The organism is Weeksella sp. HMSC059D05 (genome assembly GCF_001809725.1).
In the GTDB taxonomy this organism is placed as follows: Bacteria; Bacteroidota; Bacteroidia; order Flavobacteriales; family Weeksellaceae; genus Weeksella; species Weeksella virosa.
Genome location: NZ_KV798514.1, coordinates 64,813 through 80,765 on the forward strand (window position 1 = coordinate 64,813; position 15,953 = coordinate 80,765).

The window sequence follows — 15,953 nt, forward strand, 5'->3', positions numbered from 1 at the left end:
CCTTTAGATTTGGTTAAAGATTAGTTTTTAATAAAAAAAATTATTTTTTTAGGACAATGGTAAATTCAGTGCCTTTCTCTTTAGACGAATGTTCGATGTAGATTTTCCCTTTATGGTAATCTTCTATGATTCGTTTGGCAAGCGATAAGCCAAGTCCCCAACCTCTTTTTTTAGTGGTGAATCCAGGTTCGAAAATTTTCTTTTGCAGTTTTTTCGGAATACCCGGCCCAGTATCTTGCAAACTAATTACCACCGTATCTTCGTAATCGGTAAGATACAAACCAATCAAGCCTTTGTTTTCCATGGCATCGGCGGCATTCTTCATTAAGTTTTCGAGTACCCAGCTAAAAAGTGGTTCGCTGAGGTTGAGCAGAATTTCGTCATCGGTAGCATGAAATTTAAATTCGATATTACGGGATAATCGGTTGCGTAAATACTCCATTGTTCTTCTAGAGACATCGACAACGTTGCTAGGTTTTAGTTCGGTTGATGACCCAATTTTCGAGAAACGTTCGGCAATCTGATTCAATCGATATACATCTTTTTCTATTTCCTTCACAGAGGTTTGGTCGATCTCTTCGAGTTTCAATAACTCTATCCAGCCCATCAAAGAAGAAAGGGGTGTGCCAATCTGGTGTGCTGTTTCCTTTGCCATTCCGGCCCATAAATAACTTTTTTCGGTTTCTCTCAACGTCTTGAAATACCAATAACTGAAGAAAATAAACAAGCTAATCAAGCAAATAAGAATCAACGGATAATATCGTAATTGATTGAGCAAATCTGAGTTTTCGTAATAAATATAATTTTTCCCAGTTGGTAGAATAATTTCGATGGCTTCATGCGATTTACGCAAGTTTTTGAGGTATTTGGCAATTTTTTTATCGTTATCACTAATTTGCGAAGGAACATTTTTGGTTTCTAAAATCTCGAAATTCTGATCCACCAAAATAACCGGAATCGAAGTATTATTCTCGACAATCTTGAAAAGAAATTCTTGCACATGAGAATCAACAAAGTCAGTACCGCTCAAGATTTCTAGAGCTTTAGCATAGGATTCTACCTTTTGTTTTTCTTCTAGCTTTAGTTTGTTTACAAAACGAGTACTTACGTAGAGCGTGCCGCCAAAGAAAAAGCAGATGAAAAGAAAAAACAACCAACGATTAATAGGAGTATTTTGAAAGAATTTCTTCATTAAAAGTTGAAATAACTAAATATTTCTTCAAAAATAAACGAATTATTTTAATGTTTGTTTTCATAACAAACGATAAAAATGATAAATGTAATTTTTTTAAATGTTGAATAAACCCTATTTTTGTAACTCAATCTCACAGAGAGTAATTTTTATGGATCGTTTTTCATTTTTAAACGCCGCTCATATTAATTATATAAGCGACTTATATGACCAATATCTCCAGTATCCTGATAGTGTTGATGCTGGTTGGAGAGTATTTTTTCAGGGTTATGATTTTGCTAATCAGACCTATAATGGTGAACCCCTATCAAGCGAAACTTCTGGCAACACTGATCTTGTGCCAGAAAAAGTTCAGAAAGAATTTAACATTCTTAATCTGATCGATGCTTACCGCACACGAGGACACCTTTTTACCAAAACAAATCCGGTTAGGGAACGCAGAAAATGGTCACCTGACCTTGATATAGCTCATTTTGGGCTTACCGATGCTGATTTGGACGAAACCTTCAATGCAGGAAGCGTTATGGGAATTGGTGGGCCACGAACGTTGCGTGAGATTATTCAGCACCTAGAAGGCTTGTATTGCGACTCTATCGGGGTAGAATATATGTATATCCGAGACCCAGAGAAAATTCGCTGGATACAAGAATGGTTGAATAATAATCTCAATCATGTTCAGTTTACCAAGGAAGAAAAAGAACGTATTTTATCAAAACTAAACGAAGCGACCGTATTCGAAAACTTCTTAAACACCAAGTTTGTAGGACAAAAACGTTTTTCGGTAGAAGGAAACGAATCGTTGATTCCAGGTTTGGATGAATTAATTAATACTTCAGCAGACAAGCATGGAGTAGAAGAGGTAATAATTGGGATGGCTCACCGTGGACGTCTTAATACTTTAGCAAATATATTTAGAAAACCTTATTCGCACATTTTTAGTGAATTCGAGGGAAAACCTTTCGACGATGATTTGGTTGCTGGGGATGTGAAATACCACATGGGATCTTCTACAAGTGTAGAAACAGTGGGTGGTAAAAAAATCAAAATAAATTTAGCACCGAATCCTTCACATCTAGAAACTGTTGATGCAATTGTGTTAGGGATAGCACGGGCTAAAATAGAGCAAGATTATCAAGAAGATTACTCGAAAGTATTGCCAATCAATATACATGGTGATGCTGCAATTGCGGCACAAGGAATTGTATACGAAGTAGTTCAAATGATGAATCTGGATGGCTACAAAACAGGAGGAACTGTTCATGTTGTAGTCAATAACCAAATTGGCTTTACAACGAATTATTTAGATGGGCGTTCGTCAATATATTGTACCGATATAGCAAAGGTTACCCTTTCTCCTGTAATGCATGTTAATGCCGATGATGCAGAGGCTGTAGTACGTGCAATGCGATTTGCAGCCGATTACCGAGCCCGTTTCCAGCAAGATGTTTTTATCGATTTGTTAGGATATAGAAAATATGGGCATAACGAAGGAGATGAGCCTAAATTCACTCAGCCAAAATTATATTCTATTATTGCTAAACATCCGAATGTTCGTGAAATATATAAAGACAAATTGTTGAAAGAAGGAACAATCGGAGAAAATATCGTAGCAGAAAAAGAAAAAGAATACAAAGATTTGCTGGAAGAAAAATTCAACGAATCGAAAACAATCGAGAAAAATACCTTAGATGCTTTTATGCCAGAGGTATGGAAAGATTACCGTATTGCTACAGGAGCAGAAGTAATGGCGAAAGCCGATACAACTTTCCCGAAAGAGAAATTGAAAGAAATTGTCGATACGATTGCAGTTGTACCAGAAGGTAAAAAGCTTATACGTAAAGTTTCTCGTTTGATAGAGGCTCGAGCCAAAGGAGTTGCCGAAGACAAGATCGATTGGGGGACTGCTGAGTTGATGGCGTATGGAAGTGTGTTGCTCGAAGGAAATGATGTTCGCTTGTCGGGTGAAGACGTAGAGCGAGGTACTTTCTCTCATCGCCATGCAGTCATCAAAACAGAAGACACAGAAGAAGAAATTATACTTCTTAATGAAATAAGAAAAGAACAAGGAGTTTTCCGTGTATACAATTCGTTGCTATCAGAATACGGTGTTCTTGGTTTTGATTATGGGTATGCAATGGCTTACCCGAAAGGGTTAACTCTTTGGGAAGCACAGTTTGGTGACTTTGCTAACGGTGCCCAAATTATTATCGACCAATACATCTCAGCTGCTGAAGACAAATGGAAAATGCAAAATGGTTTGGTAATGTTATTGCCTCATGGGTACGAAGGTCAAGGAGCAGAGCATTCATCTGCTCGTATGGAGCGTTTCTTACAACTGGCAGCAGAAAACAATATGTTTATTGTAGACATTACGACACCTGCAAACTTTTTCCATGCATTGAGAAGACAGGTAGTTACCAATTATCGTAAACCATTGGTTGTCTTCTCGCCAAAATCACTGTTACGACATCCAGAAGTAGTTTCAACGATGGATGAGATTGCAAACGGTGAGTTCCAAGAAATTATTGATGATGCAACAGCAGATCCGAAAAAAGTAACTAAATTGGTTTTCTGTACAGGTAAGATTTATTACGAATTGAAGAGCTACAGAGAAGAGATAGGAGATGATAAAACTGCTCTAGTTCGTATCGAGCAACTGTATCCTATCGACGAAGAGAAGTTGGAGGCTATCATCAAAAAATACAAGAATCAAAAACAATTAATCTGGGCACAAGAAGAACCAGAAAATATGGGTGCTTGGGGGTATATCTTACGCAAGTTTAGAAAATTACCTTTCGATGTTGTTTGTCCTGCAGAGAGTGGTTCACCAGCGCCAGGCTCAAGCAAAACATCCGCCATCATACAACAAGATACAATAGAACGAGTTTTTAAATAAAGATAATAAAGCTAATAGATATGTTAGAAATGAAAGTCCCATCACCGGGAGAATCCATCACCGAAGTAGAAATCGCTACTTGGTTAGTACAGGACGGTGATTATGTAGAAAAAGATCAGCCGATTGCAGAGGTTGATTCAGATAAAGCAACCTTAGAATTACCAGCAGAAGAAAGTGGTATCATCTATTTGAAAGCAGAAGAAGGAGATGTTGTAGAAGTTGGGCAAGTTGTTGCTCATATAGATACAGCTGCTGCAAAACCTGCCGGAGGAACAGAAGCACCAAAAGCAGAAGAAAAACCAGCAGAAGAAAAACCAGCAGAGGCACCAAAAGCAGAAGCTCCGAAAGCTGCACCACAAGCTGCAGCAACCTACGCTACGGGGACACCTTCACCAGCGGCTAAGAAAATATTAGACGAGAAAGGAATGGATGCAGCTCAAGTTGCAGGTTCTGGACGCGACGGACGTATCACAAAAGAAGATGCCGTAGAAGCTAAACCATCTATGGGCACAAGCAACGGATACGGTTCTAGAGCTTCTACATCAAAACGTATGTCATCTTTACGTAGAAAAATTTCTCAGCGTTTGGTGGCTGTTAAGAATGAAACAGCAATGTTGACTACTTTTAACGAAGTAGACATGACCGAAATTTTCCGCTTACGCGAAGATTATAAAGAAGCTTTCAAAGCCAAACATGGAGTAAGTCTTGGATTCATGTCTTTCTTTACCAAAGCTGTAACTCGTGCTTTAGAATTATATCCGGAAGTAAACTCAATGATCGATGGAGAAAATCTCGTATCGTACGATTTCTGTGACGTATCTATTGCAGTTTCTGGTCCGAAAGGATTAATGGTTCCCGTATTGCGAAACGCAGAGCTATTAACTTTCCGTGGTGTAGAGCAAGGGATTAAAGAATTGGCTATCAAAGTTCGTAATAACAAAATAATGCCAGACGAAATGACTGGAGGCACATTTACTATTACCAATGGAGGTGTTTTTGGGTCGATGATGTCTACGCCAATTATCAACCCACCACAATCAGCTATTTTGGGAATGCACAATATTGTCGAACGACCAATCGTGAAAAACGGTGGAATCGTAATCGCACCGATGATGTATATTGCTATGTCTTATGATCACAGAATCATCGATGGGCGTGAATCGGTAGGATTTGTTGTAGCTGTAAAAGAAGCTATCGAAGACCCTGTTAACGTACTGATGGGAGGAGATCCAAAGCGTGCTTTAGAACTTTAGGTTAAATTAAAACATAAGCTCGTTTATATACAAAAAACGTCTCAAAGTTATTTTGAGACGTTTTTTTTTGTCGGCTATTTTTTTACGTTAGAAAAAGACTTCTATCATTTGTTATGGTAGGATGAGTCTTACTTGAGGAACTTTGCTTTATACATTTCGAATCCTTTGATTAAATTTTCCTCTATCGCTTTTGGCATTCGACGAGTAGCCTCGTATTGTGTTGTTGATAGAGAAGGAAAATCTGTCTTGTTCGGGATAAGTTCGATGGCCTCGACCAGCATTTCAATCTCCATTTCATATTGTCTGTATGCTACCGCATGAAAAGTGTCATTCGAATACACCGGTACATATTTCTGATCAATTAAAAATCCAGCATCGGCTTCTGTGTCGATAAAATGCGTTGTAACGCCAATTCTTTCATTTTTCATGATTGCCCATTTCAGGGAATCTAAACCTCTTGTAAAAGGTAAGTATCCTGGGTGTGCATTGATGATTTTATGTTGCTCTACCAATTGATTAGGGAGAAGTCCAGCGCCCGCTATCAGTATAAAATCTGCTTTCAGGTTATGCAACTGATCATTTAGTGTATCGCTAGTTGTGGTAGAGAATTGATAGCCCAAATGAGAACAAAATACTTCTGGTGAAAGATCAATTGCTCTACTTGGTCGATGTTGAAAAATAGGTACAAAAGGATTTTCTCTATGAATAAAAGGCAAAGCGAAAACATGCACATGGGTGTAATTTTTTGCCTTTAGATGAAACAGAACATCTTGTGTTTTGCGGTGCGGTGTGTTGTATGAGATTACCGCAATGGTTGAGTTAAGCATTGTCTGATAGTATATATTGAGTATGATATTCGACCAAATCGTCGATTGGTTTTCTAATAATATGACCAACCGTTAAATGCATTTCTGCAGCTGCTGCTCTGATAATATCTTCGTAATAATGAGCAATAGAGCCAATAAAACACATTTCACATTCTCTTGCTTCTTTATACGGTGAAATCTGAACTTCTATGAAGGTTTTCATCGAATCATATATTAATCGTTGAATGTATGGGTCGTGTTTATTTTCGTAGGCAAACTCGCTAAAGGAAGCTAAATAAGTATTGGCAAAATTATTACTATAAACATTTTCATTCAACACTTCAACCGTTAGGTTATTGTATTTTTTTTCAAAAGCTTTTGCCAGTTGCTCGGGCATTTTCTTATTAAAATACGCACGAACTATTTTTTTGCCTAGATGATTTCCACTTCCTTCGTCTCCTAGGATAAAACCCAAGGATTTTGTTTCCTCTCGTATATTTTTCCCGTCAAAATAACAAGAATTAGAACCAGTTCCTAGTATACAAACGATTACGGGTTTCCCTTTATAGGCTGCATAACACGCCCCTAGTAAGTCGTGATTTACGGTAATTTTTGTGTTCTCTGGGAAAAATTCACCTAACCCATTGTAAACAATTTGTATGTTTTTTTTATTAGATACACCTGCACCATAAAAAAAAACAGCCTCTACTTGATCTTTGCTGGTAACCAAGTCTTCGTTGCCAGCTAAAACACTTGTAATGAATTTAGAATCTACATAATAAGGATTAAAACCAATGGTTGTTGTTCTAAATAACTCTTTTTTGTTATTATTTAATGCTACCCAGTCGGTTTTTGTAGAGCCACAATCCGCGATAATAATCATAAGATGATTTATTTAGTTCTGATTTGTTTGCTAAATTAATGATAACATAAAAGTATAAAAAATTTATTATGTTCTCGTTTCTCTTTAGAATGTAATAGAAAAAAAGCCGGTAATTTACCGGCTTTTTTATAATCAATGGTATTTATTTTTTATGTTCATGACCATGATCTGCAATTTCTATTTCGATATAAGTTTTTCTTTCGTTTCCTGACTTATCGATTGCAATAATCCCAAAATGATAATGCCCGTCTTGTATGTTGTGAGGAATTTCGATTGAACGTTTTACAGCATATCGAGAAACATTTCCGCTAACTTTTTCATCAAATTTATAATTCCAAGGTTCAGCTGCAGTACGGTGTTCGTGGGTGTGTCCGTCACCTGCATAATGGATATCTATTTTATAAGAAGATATAGCTCTGTCATCTGTGATTACTGCATCAACGTTTATAGTTTCACCAACATGTAGATGTTGCTCGTTTTTAGGAGAATTGATTGTAATCGAAGGTTTTGTTTGGTCGATTGCATCATCATCATTAGAACATGAAAATGCACTTATTGCGAATAAACTAACTAAACTGTATTTTAAAAAATTGGTTGTCATTGTTGTATGTTTTTTAAAAAAAATTAAAAAATTAAAAATTAAATTAAGTAAGGTTGGTTCTTATTGGTAGGATAAATTGGCGGACCACGAACATAACTTTTGTGCAGTACTTTGCGCAGCACCATACCGAATGTGTACATATCCTCATACGGTTTTTCTGCAAAAATCATCCAAGGCGATGGTTGTGTTTCGGTGTTATCGGGCTCTACATAAATCCCGAAATGTATATAATCTGAACACTGATGAGGAAAGACTTTATGAAGATCTTGCTGATGCTGAAGTACATGCAAATAATTATTCATTGGCACTGAGAGGAGCAGTCCGATGAAAACCAATAAACTATATGTTTTGTTTTTTTGTTGCATGTAGGTATAAAAAATTAGAACGGTATACTAACCGAAACTTGTATATTTCTACCTTGTTCTGGTAATTCTATAGTTCTATAAAAACTAGTATGGTTAAAATATTTTTTATTGAGGATATTATTCGCTTGTATCCCAATGATCGCCTCGAAATTTCTGAAATGAAGATTGGTTTTGGTTCCTGCCCCTAAAAGAAAATAAGCACCAGTCTTTTCTTCGTTTTGTGCAATTCTATCTTGTTCAAAAGTATATTTTGCATTCAAGAAAATATGCCAATTCTCTATTATGTTTTCTTCATTGGTTAATTGGTATTTAATTTCTCCAAACACATTATTGGCTGGTGTAAAAGGTAGCGGATAGCGTTTGCTTTTGTCGATACCCAATTGTTTGTTGAATACGTATTCGTACACAGCCGAAATTTGCAGTTTATCGGCAATTGTTTTTTCTGCAGCGACCTCGAAACCACCAATTAATGCTTCTGATTGGGTATATTGATAGATTTGTCCTGCATGCGGTAGAATAGAAAAGTGACCAGAGGGTTGCAAGAAAATATAATTCGAAAAATAATAAATATATGGACTGAAGCTAATGTTCCATGTTTGTGGATGATAATCGATTTTTAAATCAGCAGAAAAACCACGTTCCGAATCCAAATCTACATTTCCTTGTTCATGACGAAAAGAACCATGATGAATACCGTTTGCCCCCAATTCTATAGCCGTAGGTAATCGATAATTGGTCCCTATATTTAGGCTGAAATCCCAAGATTTCCCCGCATGATAGCTCGCTCCTAGTACTCCGTTTAATGTCTGGAAATTTCGATTGATTTTTTCTCCACGTAGGGCGTATTGATTGGCAGTTTCGTGATCATAGCCGTCTTTTATCAAAAATTGATAAAGATAAGGATCGTAGAAACTTTCGGTTTTCATTTTACCAAAATCGTATCGGATACCTGCAGAAAGCTTTAGGTTTTGATGTGCATTTACCTCTTCTATCATATATGCACTATAGATGGTGCGTTTATATTTTGGTAACAAAAAATTATACCCATCAATTGTGTTGTTCTGATATTGGGATTGTACGCCAATAATTGTTTTGAATTTAGGGCTATGTTTCCAATCAAAACTTAACTGTGTGTCGTAGGTTGATAAGTCGAATTCGAGCTCTAGATTGGGGTTGGTTTCTGGAATTGGCTGATCGGGATAATGTGTGTGGAAAACACTCCATTCTTGCCGTACATTATTTTGGTAGGATGATTTGAGTTTTAGAATCTTATTTGTGCCAAACTTGTATTCGTTTTCTGAAATTATTTTGAGGTGATTTACCTTTTGATACGGAAAATCGATATTTCTGTCATTCCCATCACTCAATAAATTAGATGCCAAGGGAATCCCATGAGCGCCAGCAAAAAATCCAGCTTTTTGATAGTAATTACTCACATTGAGAATAGAGGTGAAGCGTTGGTCGGTATAACCAGCTTGTACAGCGGTATTAAAGTCTTGTCCTGCTGTATTTTTTATACGATTGTTTTCTATTTTGAAGATTCTATCTAAATATTTAAAATGATCGGTTGTTGTTCTGTAATCTGCATAATCACTATAAGAAGCTTTCACTTTGTAGAAAAAATAATCCCAACGTTTGAAATGTGAAACTCCTCCCAAATAATTATCGTTAACGCTTTGGTATAAGGTATTGATCTGTGTATGAGTGGTGTTTTTTGTAGGTATTTTGTTGTTTTTCAGTACAATAACACCTGCGATTGCTTCATTCCCGTACTGCAAAGCACCCGCACCTTTGATAACTTCTACTTGTTCTACATTGAGTGGGTCTATTTCTAGACCATGATCTGCACCCCATTGTTGTCCTTCTTGTTTTACGCCATTCTCAGCCACAATCAATCGGTTGAAACCTAATCCACGGATGATTGGTTTCGAGCTCCCCGAACCGATTCCCATAGCCGAAACGCCGGGTAGATTCTCGAGGGATTTTGCCAAGGAACCTGCATAATTTTCGGTGATGTAATTTTGATTAACCCGGGTAATATTCGCCGTCGAAAAATCATGTAAATGCGCATTGATTTCTACTGTTTCCAATTCGTATAGTTGATTTTTGAGAACGATTTTGAAATTCGACTCGTGCGAACTATTAATCCGTTTGGTATACAATTCGTAGCCATATTCATCAATAATAATTTCATATTGATGATTGGTGCTGTGTGGTGCTGTAAAATAACCATTTTCGTCGGTTTGTAGATTATGTTGGTTGATGATAATTGAGATGTTTTTCACAGGATTGTTGTGTTCATCGACCACTTGTCCACCAAACTCTGATTGTGCAATTACCATTTGTCCAATCGTGATGCAGGCAACGGTAAAAGCAATTTTTTTCAATTTCATGAAAAAAGCTTTAATTATTTTATATATAAAAAAGAAGAATTACTCTGAATAAAAAAATAAGGTTTATGCGCAGTAAGGTGGTGCACGAAGATAGTTGTGTGGTTTTGCAGTAATCGAACTTAGTACACCATACGGAACGGTACTTCTGTAATTTGCAGTCGAGCTTATAGGCGTTTCTGGTAGCGATAAAGGATTATCTGTAATTACTTGTTCGAAGTGAGTTATACACAAATTACATTTTGGTAATTGTTGTGTATCATGATGGTCGCTTACTGTTGATGGAGTATAAGCGTGCTGAACAATATGTATAGACTGCCCCAATGCAATCATGATTGATAATTGCACAAGGAAAACACTAATTGCAGTTTTTAGATATTGTTTCACGGTGCAAAGTTAATCAACTGTTTTCAATTCAATAAGGTTTTTCTTTAATTTTTTTAAGAATACAAAGTAGAGAAACAGATAATATATTGAAGCCAATAGGAGAATAAATAAAATCGAAATTCCGACTGTCAATATTCCGAATTGTTTTGCGTTGTCATCGACAAGAACTTCGTTGAGGTGTTTAGTGTAGTAGATTCCTTTACCAATTTCATAATATATCGGTGTGCTAGCAATAGTCGTTAAGATGATAGAAAATAATACAAAATAATTGATAACATTTCTAAAACTTATAATGCTTGATATAAGCGAAGTTGTATTTTGGTTGTAATGAATTCTTTGGTAGTAACGATATGTAAATAACATGAATATCAAAGTAATAAAAACAGCAATTACCGTAATGATATTGAAAAATCTAAATGTCTCTTTACTGATGTATTGCGAAGTTTCTGTATCGAAAAGATGATTACCCAGTAGGGTAGAATAAATGAAAAAAATAAGAATTAATAAGAACTCGAAAACTGTGTAAAAAAACAATAATCGTGCAACCGATGTCGAATTCTTTTTTAGGATAGAAAAAATACGATCAGAAGAATGGGTGTCTTTTATTTGTGTCTGTTGCCAGCTTTTTTTAATATCATCTAAATCCATATGCTTAGTTTGATAGATTAGCGATTATCTCTTTAAGTTTATTTTTTACTCGATTCATTTTCACTCGAGCATTACCTTCGGTTATTCCAAGGGTTTCAGAAATCTCTTTGTAGCTAAGATCCTCTAGATACAGAAGTACCAATGCTCTTTCGATATCATTTAAGAATTTTAAACTCTGGTACAGAAGGTCGAGTTGTTCTTGTTTATTTTCATCATGATCATTGCTCAAGTGTAGATAATGATGCTCTTCTAGAGAGAGTGTAACTGCAGATTTATTTTTTTTTCTTACATGGGTTATTGCAGTGTTTAGCCCTACACGATACATCCAAGTAGAAAACTTAGCATTGCCTTTGAAAGACTCGAAAGAACGCCAAAGTTGCAACACAATCTCCTGAAACAGGTCATTATGGGATTCCTGATCGTTGGTATAGATGCTGCATACTTTGTGAATAATCCGCTGATTATTAGTAATTAGCTCGGAAAAAACTTTCTCTTTGTTTTTCAAATTTGTTTTGGCTTTTGGTCTATGAGTCGTATGATTAGAAGAAATGTTACAAAAAAAGCGAATCCCTTTGCTTTTACACAAAGGGACTCCCTAACCAACTTAAACCTATGAAAAAGCTATTGCTTAATCCACGGCAAATATAATCTGTTTTTTTAGAACAAATAAAAAAAATAAAATAAAATCGTAATGTTCTGGTAAAAAATAATTCTCATTAAATAGAGTGGTAATTATAATTACTTATCATGTACAATCATTTTTTCTGAGCTAATGTTTTACAATTCACTCAGATAGCAAAAGTATTACAAGGTGCTTTAATCAGAATGATTCTAAACTATGGTTAAATGTTAATGAAATGACAAAATTCATTGTGATAAGCAGTAACACTTTAGTAAATTTGTGAGTAAAATCTAAAAAATATTAAACGTATTGCTTTATGGCATCAAAATCATTATTTAATTCTTCGATCGGAAGAAAATTTGCAATGGCGTTGTCAGCATTGTTTTTGCTGATATTTCTATTACAGCACTTTCTGATTAATGCATTGTCGGTGATTAACCCAAACGGTTTTAATGAGGTTTCTGCTTATATGAGCAGTAATCCAATTGTTCAATTTGTAATGCAACCTATACTATTGATCGGTGTTGTGTATCATTTTGTTATGGGGTTTGTATTAGAAATGCAGAATCAAAAAGCAAGACCAGTAAAATATGCCTACACCAAAGGTAGTGCAAATTCATCGTGGGCTTCGCGTAACATGATTGTTTCAGGAGGTGTAATTTTAGCTTTCTTATTGGTTCATCTATGGCAATTTTGGGTACCAACCATTCAGGCAAATTACTTCTCGTCAGAAACAGGATTTGGAGAAGGGAACTACTTTATGGATCACCTAAATCATGTGTTTACAAGCGCAGTAACGTTAGTGCTCTATCTTGTTGCATTTGTGTTTTTGTCATTACACTTACAACATGGTTTTGCGTCAGCATTTCAGTCGATTGGCGCTAGACACAAACGTTATACGCCATTTATTATAGCTTTCGGAAAATGGTATTCTATTTTAATTCCGGCAGGTTTTATCTTAATCGCTATTTACCATTTTGTTAATAACTTATAATTGTTAAAAAAGAAATGAGTACATTATTAAATTCAAAAACCCCAACAGGCGATATCGCAACACGTTGGGAAAGACATAAAGCCAATCTAAGACTTGTCGCACCTAATAACCGCGACCGATTAGAGATAATTGTTGTAGGAACAGGTTTAGCAGGAGGTTCTGCGGCTGCAACATTTGCCGAATTGGGCTACAAAGTAAAAGCATTTTGTTATCAAGACTCACCTCGTCGTGCACACTCTATTGCAGCGCAAGGTGGGGTTAATGCTGCGAAGAATTACAAAGGAGATAACGACTCTATATTCCGTTTATTTTATGATACCATAAAAGGAGGAGATTATCGTGCACGAGAATCAAATGTTCATCGTTTAGCAGAAGTTTCAGGTAATATTATCGATCAATGCGTTGCACAAGGTGTGCCTTTTGCGCGCGATTATGGCGGATATTTAGATAACCGTTCTTTTGGTGGGGTGCAAGTTTCTCGTACCTTCTATGCTAAAGGACAAACTGGTCAACAGCTTTTATTAGGGGCATACTCTGCCATGAACCATCAAATTCATTTAGGGCATATCGATATGTATAATCGTCATGAAATGCTCGATATTGTTTTGGTAGATGGTAAAGCCCGTGGTATAATTGCTAGAAATATGATTACTGGTGAGATAGAAAGGCATTCTGCTCATGCTGTAATCATTGCAACCGGAGGATATGGAAATGTATATTTCTTATCATCGAATGCAATGGGGTCTAACGTAACGGCAGCCTGGAAAATTCATAAAAAAGGCGCCTATTTTGCAAACCCATGTTATGTGCAAATTCACCCTACATGTATTCCGATTCACGGGACCAACCAATCAAAGCTAACATTGATGTCAGAGTCATTACGTAACTCTGGTCGTATTTGGGTACCAAAGAAGAAAGAAGACTCTGAAGCGATTCGTGCTGGTAAGAAAAAAGCGGTTGATATAAAAGAAGAAGATCGTGACTATTACTTAGAGAGACGTTATCCAGCCTTTGGAAATTTAGTTCCACGAGATGTTGCTTCCCGTGCTGCAAAAGAAAGATGTGATGCAGGTTATGGAATCGAAGCAAACGAAACAGGAGAAGGAGTTTTCTTGGATTTCTCAACCGAAATTATAAAACGTGGACGAGAGGTAGCGTTTGCTAATGGTAATACCAATCCATCAGATGCTGAAATCGACCAATTGGGTAAAAAATGGTTAGAGGAAAAGTATGGGAACCTTTTTCAGATGTACCAGAAAATTACAGATGTTAATCCATACGAAAATCCAATGCATATTTATCCAGCCATCCATTATACTATGGGAGGTATTTGGGTAGACTACAATTTGATGTCGACAATACCAGGATGTTATGTAGCTGGTGAAGCAAACTTCTCAGACCACGGAGCTAACCGTTTAGGTGCTTCGGCTTTGATGCAAGGTTTGGCAGACGGATATTTTGTTCTACCATATACAGTTGCCGATTATTTAGCTGATGATATCCGAACAGGAAAAATATCTACCAATACACCAGAGTTCGAGGAAGCTGAAAAAGCTGTTAAAGAGCGGTTAGATTTCTTTGTAAATAACAAAGGAACCAAATCGGTAGATCATTTCCACAAACGTCTAGGTCTAATTATGTGGAACAAAGTCGGAATGGCTAGAAATGCAAAAGGTCTACAAGAAGCAATTGTAGAGATAGAAGCTTTGCGAAAAGAATTCTGGAAAGACGTTCGTGTGCCAGGTAGAGTTGATGAATTGAATCCGGAACTAGAGAAAGCTTGTCGTGTGGCAGACTTTTTAGAGTTAGGACAATTGATGGCAATAGATGCACTACACCGTAATGAATCTTGTGGAGGGCATTTCCGTGAAGAATATCAAACAGAAGAAGGTGAAGCATTGAGAGATGATGAAAACTTCGCTTATGTTGCTGCATGGGAATACAAAGGGGATGACATTAATCAAGAAGTATTGCATAAAGAAGACTTGCATTTCGAATTTATCGAACTGAAAACACGTAGTTATAAATAAAATCTTTTGGTAGGATATTCAACTTATTCTACCAAAAGTCAAAATAATTAAGAAAATGGCAACATTAAAAAATATTAATATCACCCTGAAAATTTGGCGACAACAAAATGCTAAAGCCAAAGGGAAATTAGAAACATATACACTAAACGACGTTTCTACAGATAGTTCATTCTTAGAAATGCTCGATATGTTAAACGAGAATTTAATCGAAGAAGGAAAAGAGCCTATCGCATTTGATCACGACTGTCGCGAGGGAATTTGTGGTATGTGTTCTTTGTATATAAATGGTCGCCCACATGGTCCAGATTACGGAACGACAACTTGTCAGTTGCATATGCGCTCTTTCAAAGATGGGGATACTATTTACATCGAACCATGGCGTTCGAAAGCTTTTCCGGTTATAAAAGACCTTATTGTTGATCGTTCTTCTTTTGATAGAATTCAGCAAGCAGGGGGGTATGTTTCTATCAATACATCGGGTAGAACGGTTGATGCTAACACTATTCCAGTACCAAAACAAAATGCAGATGACGCATTCGATGCAGCTACTTGTATCGGTTGTGGTGCGTGTGTAGCAGCTTGTAAAAACGGCTCTGCAATGCTATTTGTAGGGGCGAAAGTATCACAGTTTGCTTTGTTGCCACAAGGAAGGGTAGAAGCATCTAAACGTGTACAAAAAATGGTTGCACAAATGGATGCCGAAGGTTTTGGGAATTGTTCTAATACAGGAGCTTGTGAAGTAGAATGTCCTAAAGGAATTTCATTGAGTAATATTGCTCGCATGAACCGAGAATTCTTGAGTGCTAAAATAGCATCAGAAGAAAAATACTAGAAAGTATTTTATTTAAGAAAAAAAAGCGTTATAAATTTTATAATATAACGCTTT

At 36.4% G+C, this 15,953-nt stretch carries 14 protein-coding genes; 5 read left to right on the forward strand and 9 right to left on the reverse strand.

What is annotated here, in order from left to right; genetic code table 11:
- Nucleotides 1-40: 40 nt before the first annotated feature.
- The gene (locus HMPREF2660_RS00315; protein WP_013597593.1) at nt 41-1,192 is read right to left on the reverse strand and encodes a sensor histidine kinase; all 1,152 of its coding nucleotides are present in this window, start codon (nt 1,190-1,192) and stop codon (nt 41-43) included.
- Between the two features lie 151 nt (nt 1,193-1,343).
- Here HMPREF2660_RS00315 and HMPREF2660_RS00320 point away from each other — a divergent pair, with 151 nt between their 5' ends.
- A complete protein-coding gene (locus HMPREF2660_RS00320; RefSeq protein ID WP_070485137.1) occupies nt 1,344-4,088 on the forward strand; it encodes a 2-oxoglutarate dehydrogenase E1 component in 2,745 nt (914 codons plus the stop codon).
- Nucleotides 4,089-4,102: 14 nt separating this feature from the next.
- Nucleotides 4,103-5,341 (forward strand): 2-oxoglutarate dehydrogenase complex dihydrolipoyllysine-residue succinyltransferase, encoded by a 1,239-nt coding sequence (gene odhB, locus HMPREF2660_RS00325; protein ID WP_041942042.1) that lies wholly within the window; start codon nt 4,103-4,105, stop codon nt 5,339-5,341.
- A 128-nt stretch (nt 5,342-5,469) separates the two neighbouring features.
- Here the strand turns inward: odhB and HMPREF2660_RS00330 are convergent, their stop codons facing one another.
- The 8 genes from HMPREF2660_RS00330 to HMPREF2660_RS00365 form a co-directional block, all read right to left on the reverse strand.
- Nucleotides 5,470-6,168 (reverse strand): formyltransferase family protein, encoded by a 699-nt coding sequence (locus tag HMPREF2660_RS00330; protein ID WP_013597590.1) that lies wholly within the window; start codon nt 6,166-6,168, stop codon nt 5,470-5,472.
- The gene (locus tag HMPREF2660_RS00335) at nt 6,161-7,030 is read right to left on the reverse strand and encodes a BadF/BadG/BcrA/BcrD ATPase family protein (RefSeq protein ID WP_013597589.1); all 870 of its coding nucleotides are present in this window, start codon (nt 7,028-7,030) and stop codon (nt 6,161-6,163) included. The genes HMPREF2660_RS00330 and HMPREF2660_RS00335 overlap by 8 nt, the downstream gene beginning before the upstream one ends.
- A 142-nt stretch (nt 7,031-7,172) precedes the next feature.
- Nucleotides 7,173-7,631, reverse strand: a complete 459-nt coding sequence (locus tag HMPREF2660_RS00340; RefSeq protein ID WP_013597588.1) for a DUF4625 domain-containing protein — start codon at nt 7,629-7,631, stop codon at nt 7,173-7,175.
- Nucleotides 7,632-7,669: 38 nt separating this feature from the next.
- Entirely contained in the window at nt 7,670-7,996 is a 327-nt protein-coding gene (locus tag HMPREF2660_RS00345; protein ID WP_013597587.1) for a hypothetical protein, read from the reverse strand.
- A 14-nt stretch (nt 7,997-8,010) separates the two neighbouring features.
- Nucleotides 8,011-10,389 (reverse strand): TonB-dependent receptor, encoded by a 2,379-nt coding sequence (locus HMPREF2660_RS00350; protein WP_070485139.1) that lies wholly within the window; start codon nt 10,387-10,389, stop codon nt 8,011-8,013.
- Between the two features lie 63 nt (nt 10,390-10,452).
- Complete coding sequence (locus HMPREF2660_RS00355) at nt 10,453-10,773, reverse strand: hypothetical protein (protein ID WP_013597585.1); 321 nt, start codon at nt 10,771-10,773, stop codon at nt 10,453-10,455.
- A gap of 9 nt (nt 10,774-10,782) precedes the next feature.
- Nucleotides 10,783-11,421 carry a hypothetical protein gene (locus HMPREF2660_RS00360; RefSeq protein ID WP_013597584.1) on the reverse strand — a complete coding sequence of 213 codons (639 nt, stop codon included), beginning with the start codon at nt 11,419-11,421 and terminating at the stop codon, nt 10,783-10,785.
- 4 nt (nt 11,422-11,425) lie between these two features.
- A complete protein-coding gene (locus tag HMPREF2660_RS00365) occupies nt 11,426-11,926 on the reverse strand; it encodes an RNA polymerase sigma factor (protein WP_013597583.1) in 501 nt (166 codons plus the stop codon).
- Between the two features lie 433 nt (nt 11,927-12,359).
- On the opposite strand from HMPREF2660_RS00365, the gene HMPREF2660_RS00370 reads away from it, so the two are divergent.
- Genes HMPREF2660_RS00370 through HMPREF2660_RS00380 form a run of 3 tightly spaced genes read left to right on the forward strand, consistent with a single transcriptional unit; the run spans nt 12,360 to nt 15,899 of the window.
- The gene (locus tag HMPREF2660_RS00370) at nt 12,360-13,037 is read left to right on the forward strand and encodes a succinate dehydrogenase cytochrome b subunit (RefSeq protein WP_013597582.1); all 678 of its coding nucleotides are present in this window, start codon (nt 12,360-12,362) and stop codon (nt 13,035-13,037) included.
- A 14-nt stretch (nt 13,038-13,051) separates the two neighbouring features.
- Nucleotides 13,052-15,067 (forward strand): fumarate reductase/succinate dehydrogenase flavoprotein subunit, encoded by a 2,016-nt coding sequence (locus HMPREF2660_RS00375; protein ID WP_013597581.1) that lies wholly within the window; start codon nt 13,052-13,054, stop codon nt 15,065-15,067.
- Between the two features lie 55 nt (nt 15,068-15,122).
- Nucleotides 15,123-15,899 carry a succinate dehydrogenase/fumarate reductase iron-sulfur subunit gene (locus HMPREF2660_RS00380; protein ID WP_013597580.1) on the forward strand — a complete coding sequence of 259 codons (777 nt, stop codon included), beginning with the start codon at nt 15,123-15,125 and terminating at the stop codon, nt 15,897-15,899.
- Nucleotides 15,900-15,953 lie beyond the last annotated feature (54 nt).

Bases quoted from the DNA above. Each gene is read 5' to 3' on its own strand.
- HMPREF2660_RS00315 (WP_013597593.1), bottom strand. From the start codon at position 1,192: ATGAAGAAATTCTTTCAAAATACTCCTATTAATCGTTGGTTGTTTTTT.
- HMPREF2660_RS00320 (WP_070485137.1), top strand. From the start codon at position 1,344: ATGGATCGTTTTTCATTTTTAAACGCCGCTCATATTAATTATATAAGC.
- HMPREF2660_RS00330 (WP_013597590.1), bottom strand. From the start codon at position 6,168: ATGCTTAACTCAACCATTGCGGTAATCTCATACAACACACCGCACCGC.
- HMPREF2660_RS00335 (WP_013597589.1), bottom strand. From the start codon at position 7,030: ATGATTATTATCGCGGATTGTGGCTCTACAAAAACCGACTGGGTAGCA.
- HMPREF2660_RS00340 (WP_013597588.1), bottom strand. From the start codon at position 7,631: ATGACAACCAATTTTTTAAAATACAGTTTAGTTAGTTTATTCGCAATA.
- HMPREF2660_RS00345 (WP_013597587.1), bottom strand. From the start codon at position 7,996: ATGCAACAAAAAAACAAAACATATAGTTTATTGGTTTTCATCGGACTG.
- HMPREF2660_RS00350 (WP_070485139.1), bottom strand. From the start codon at position 10,389: ATGAAATTGAAAAAAATTGCTTTTACCGTTGCCTGCATCACGATTGGA.
- HMPREF2660_RS00360 (WP_013597584.1), bottom strand. From the start codon at position 11,421: ATGGATTTAGATGATATTAAAAAAAGCTGGCAACAGACACAAATAAAA.
- HMPREF2660_RS00370 (WP_013597582.1), top strand. From the start codon at position 12,360: ATGGCATCAAAATCATTATTTAATTCTTCGATCGGAAGAAAATTTGCA.
- HMPREF2660_RS00375 (WP_013597581.1), top strand. From the start codon at position 13,052: ATGAGTACATTATTAAATTCAAAAACCCCAACAGGCGATATCGCAACA.
- HMPREF2660_RS00380 (WP_013597580.1), top strand. From the start codon at position 15,123: ATGGCAACATTAAAAAATATTAATATCACCCTGAAAATTTGGCGACAA.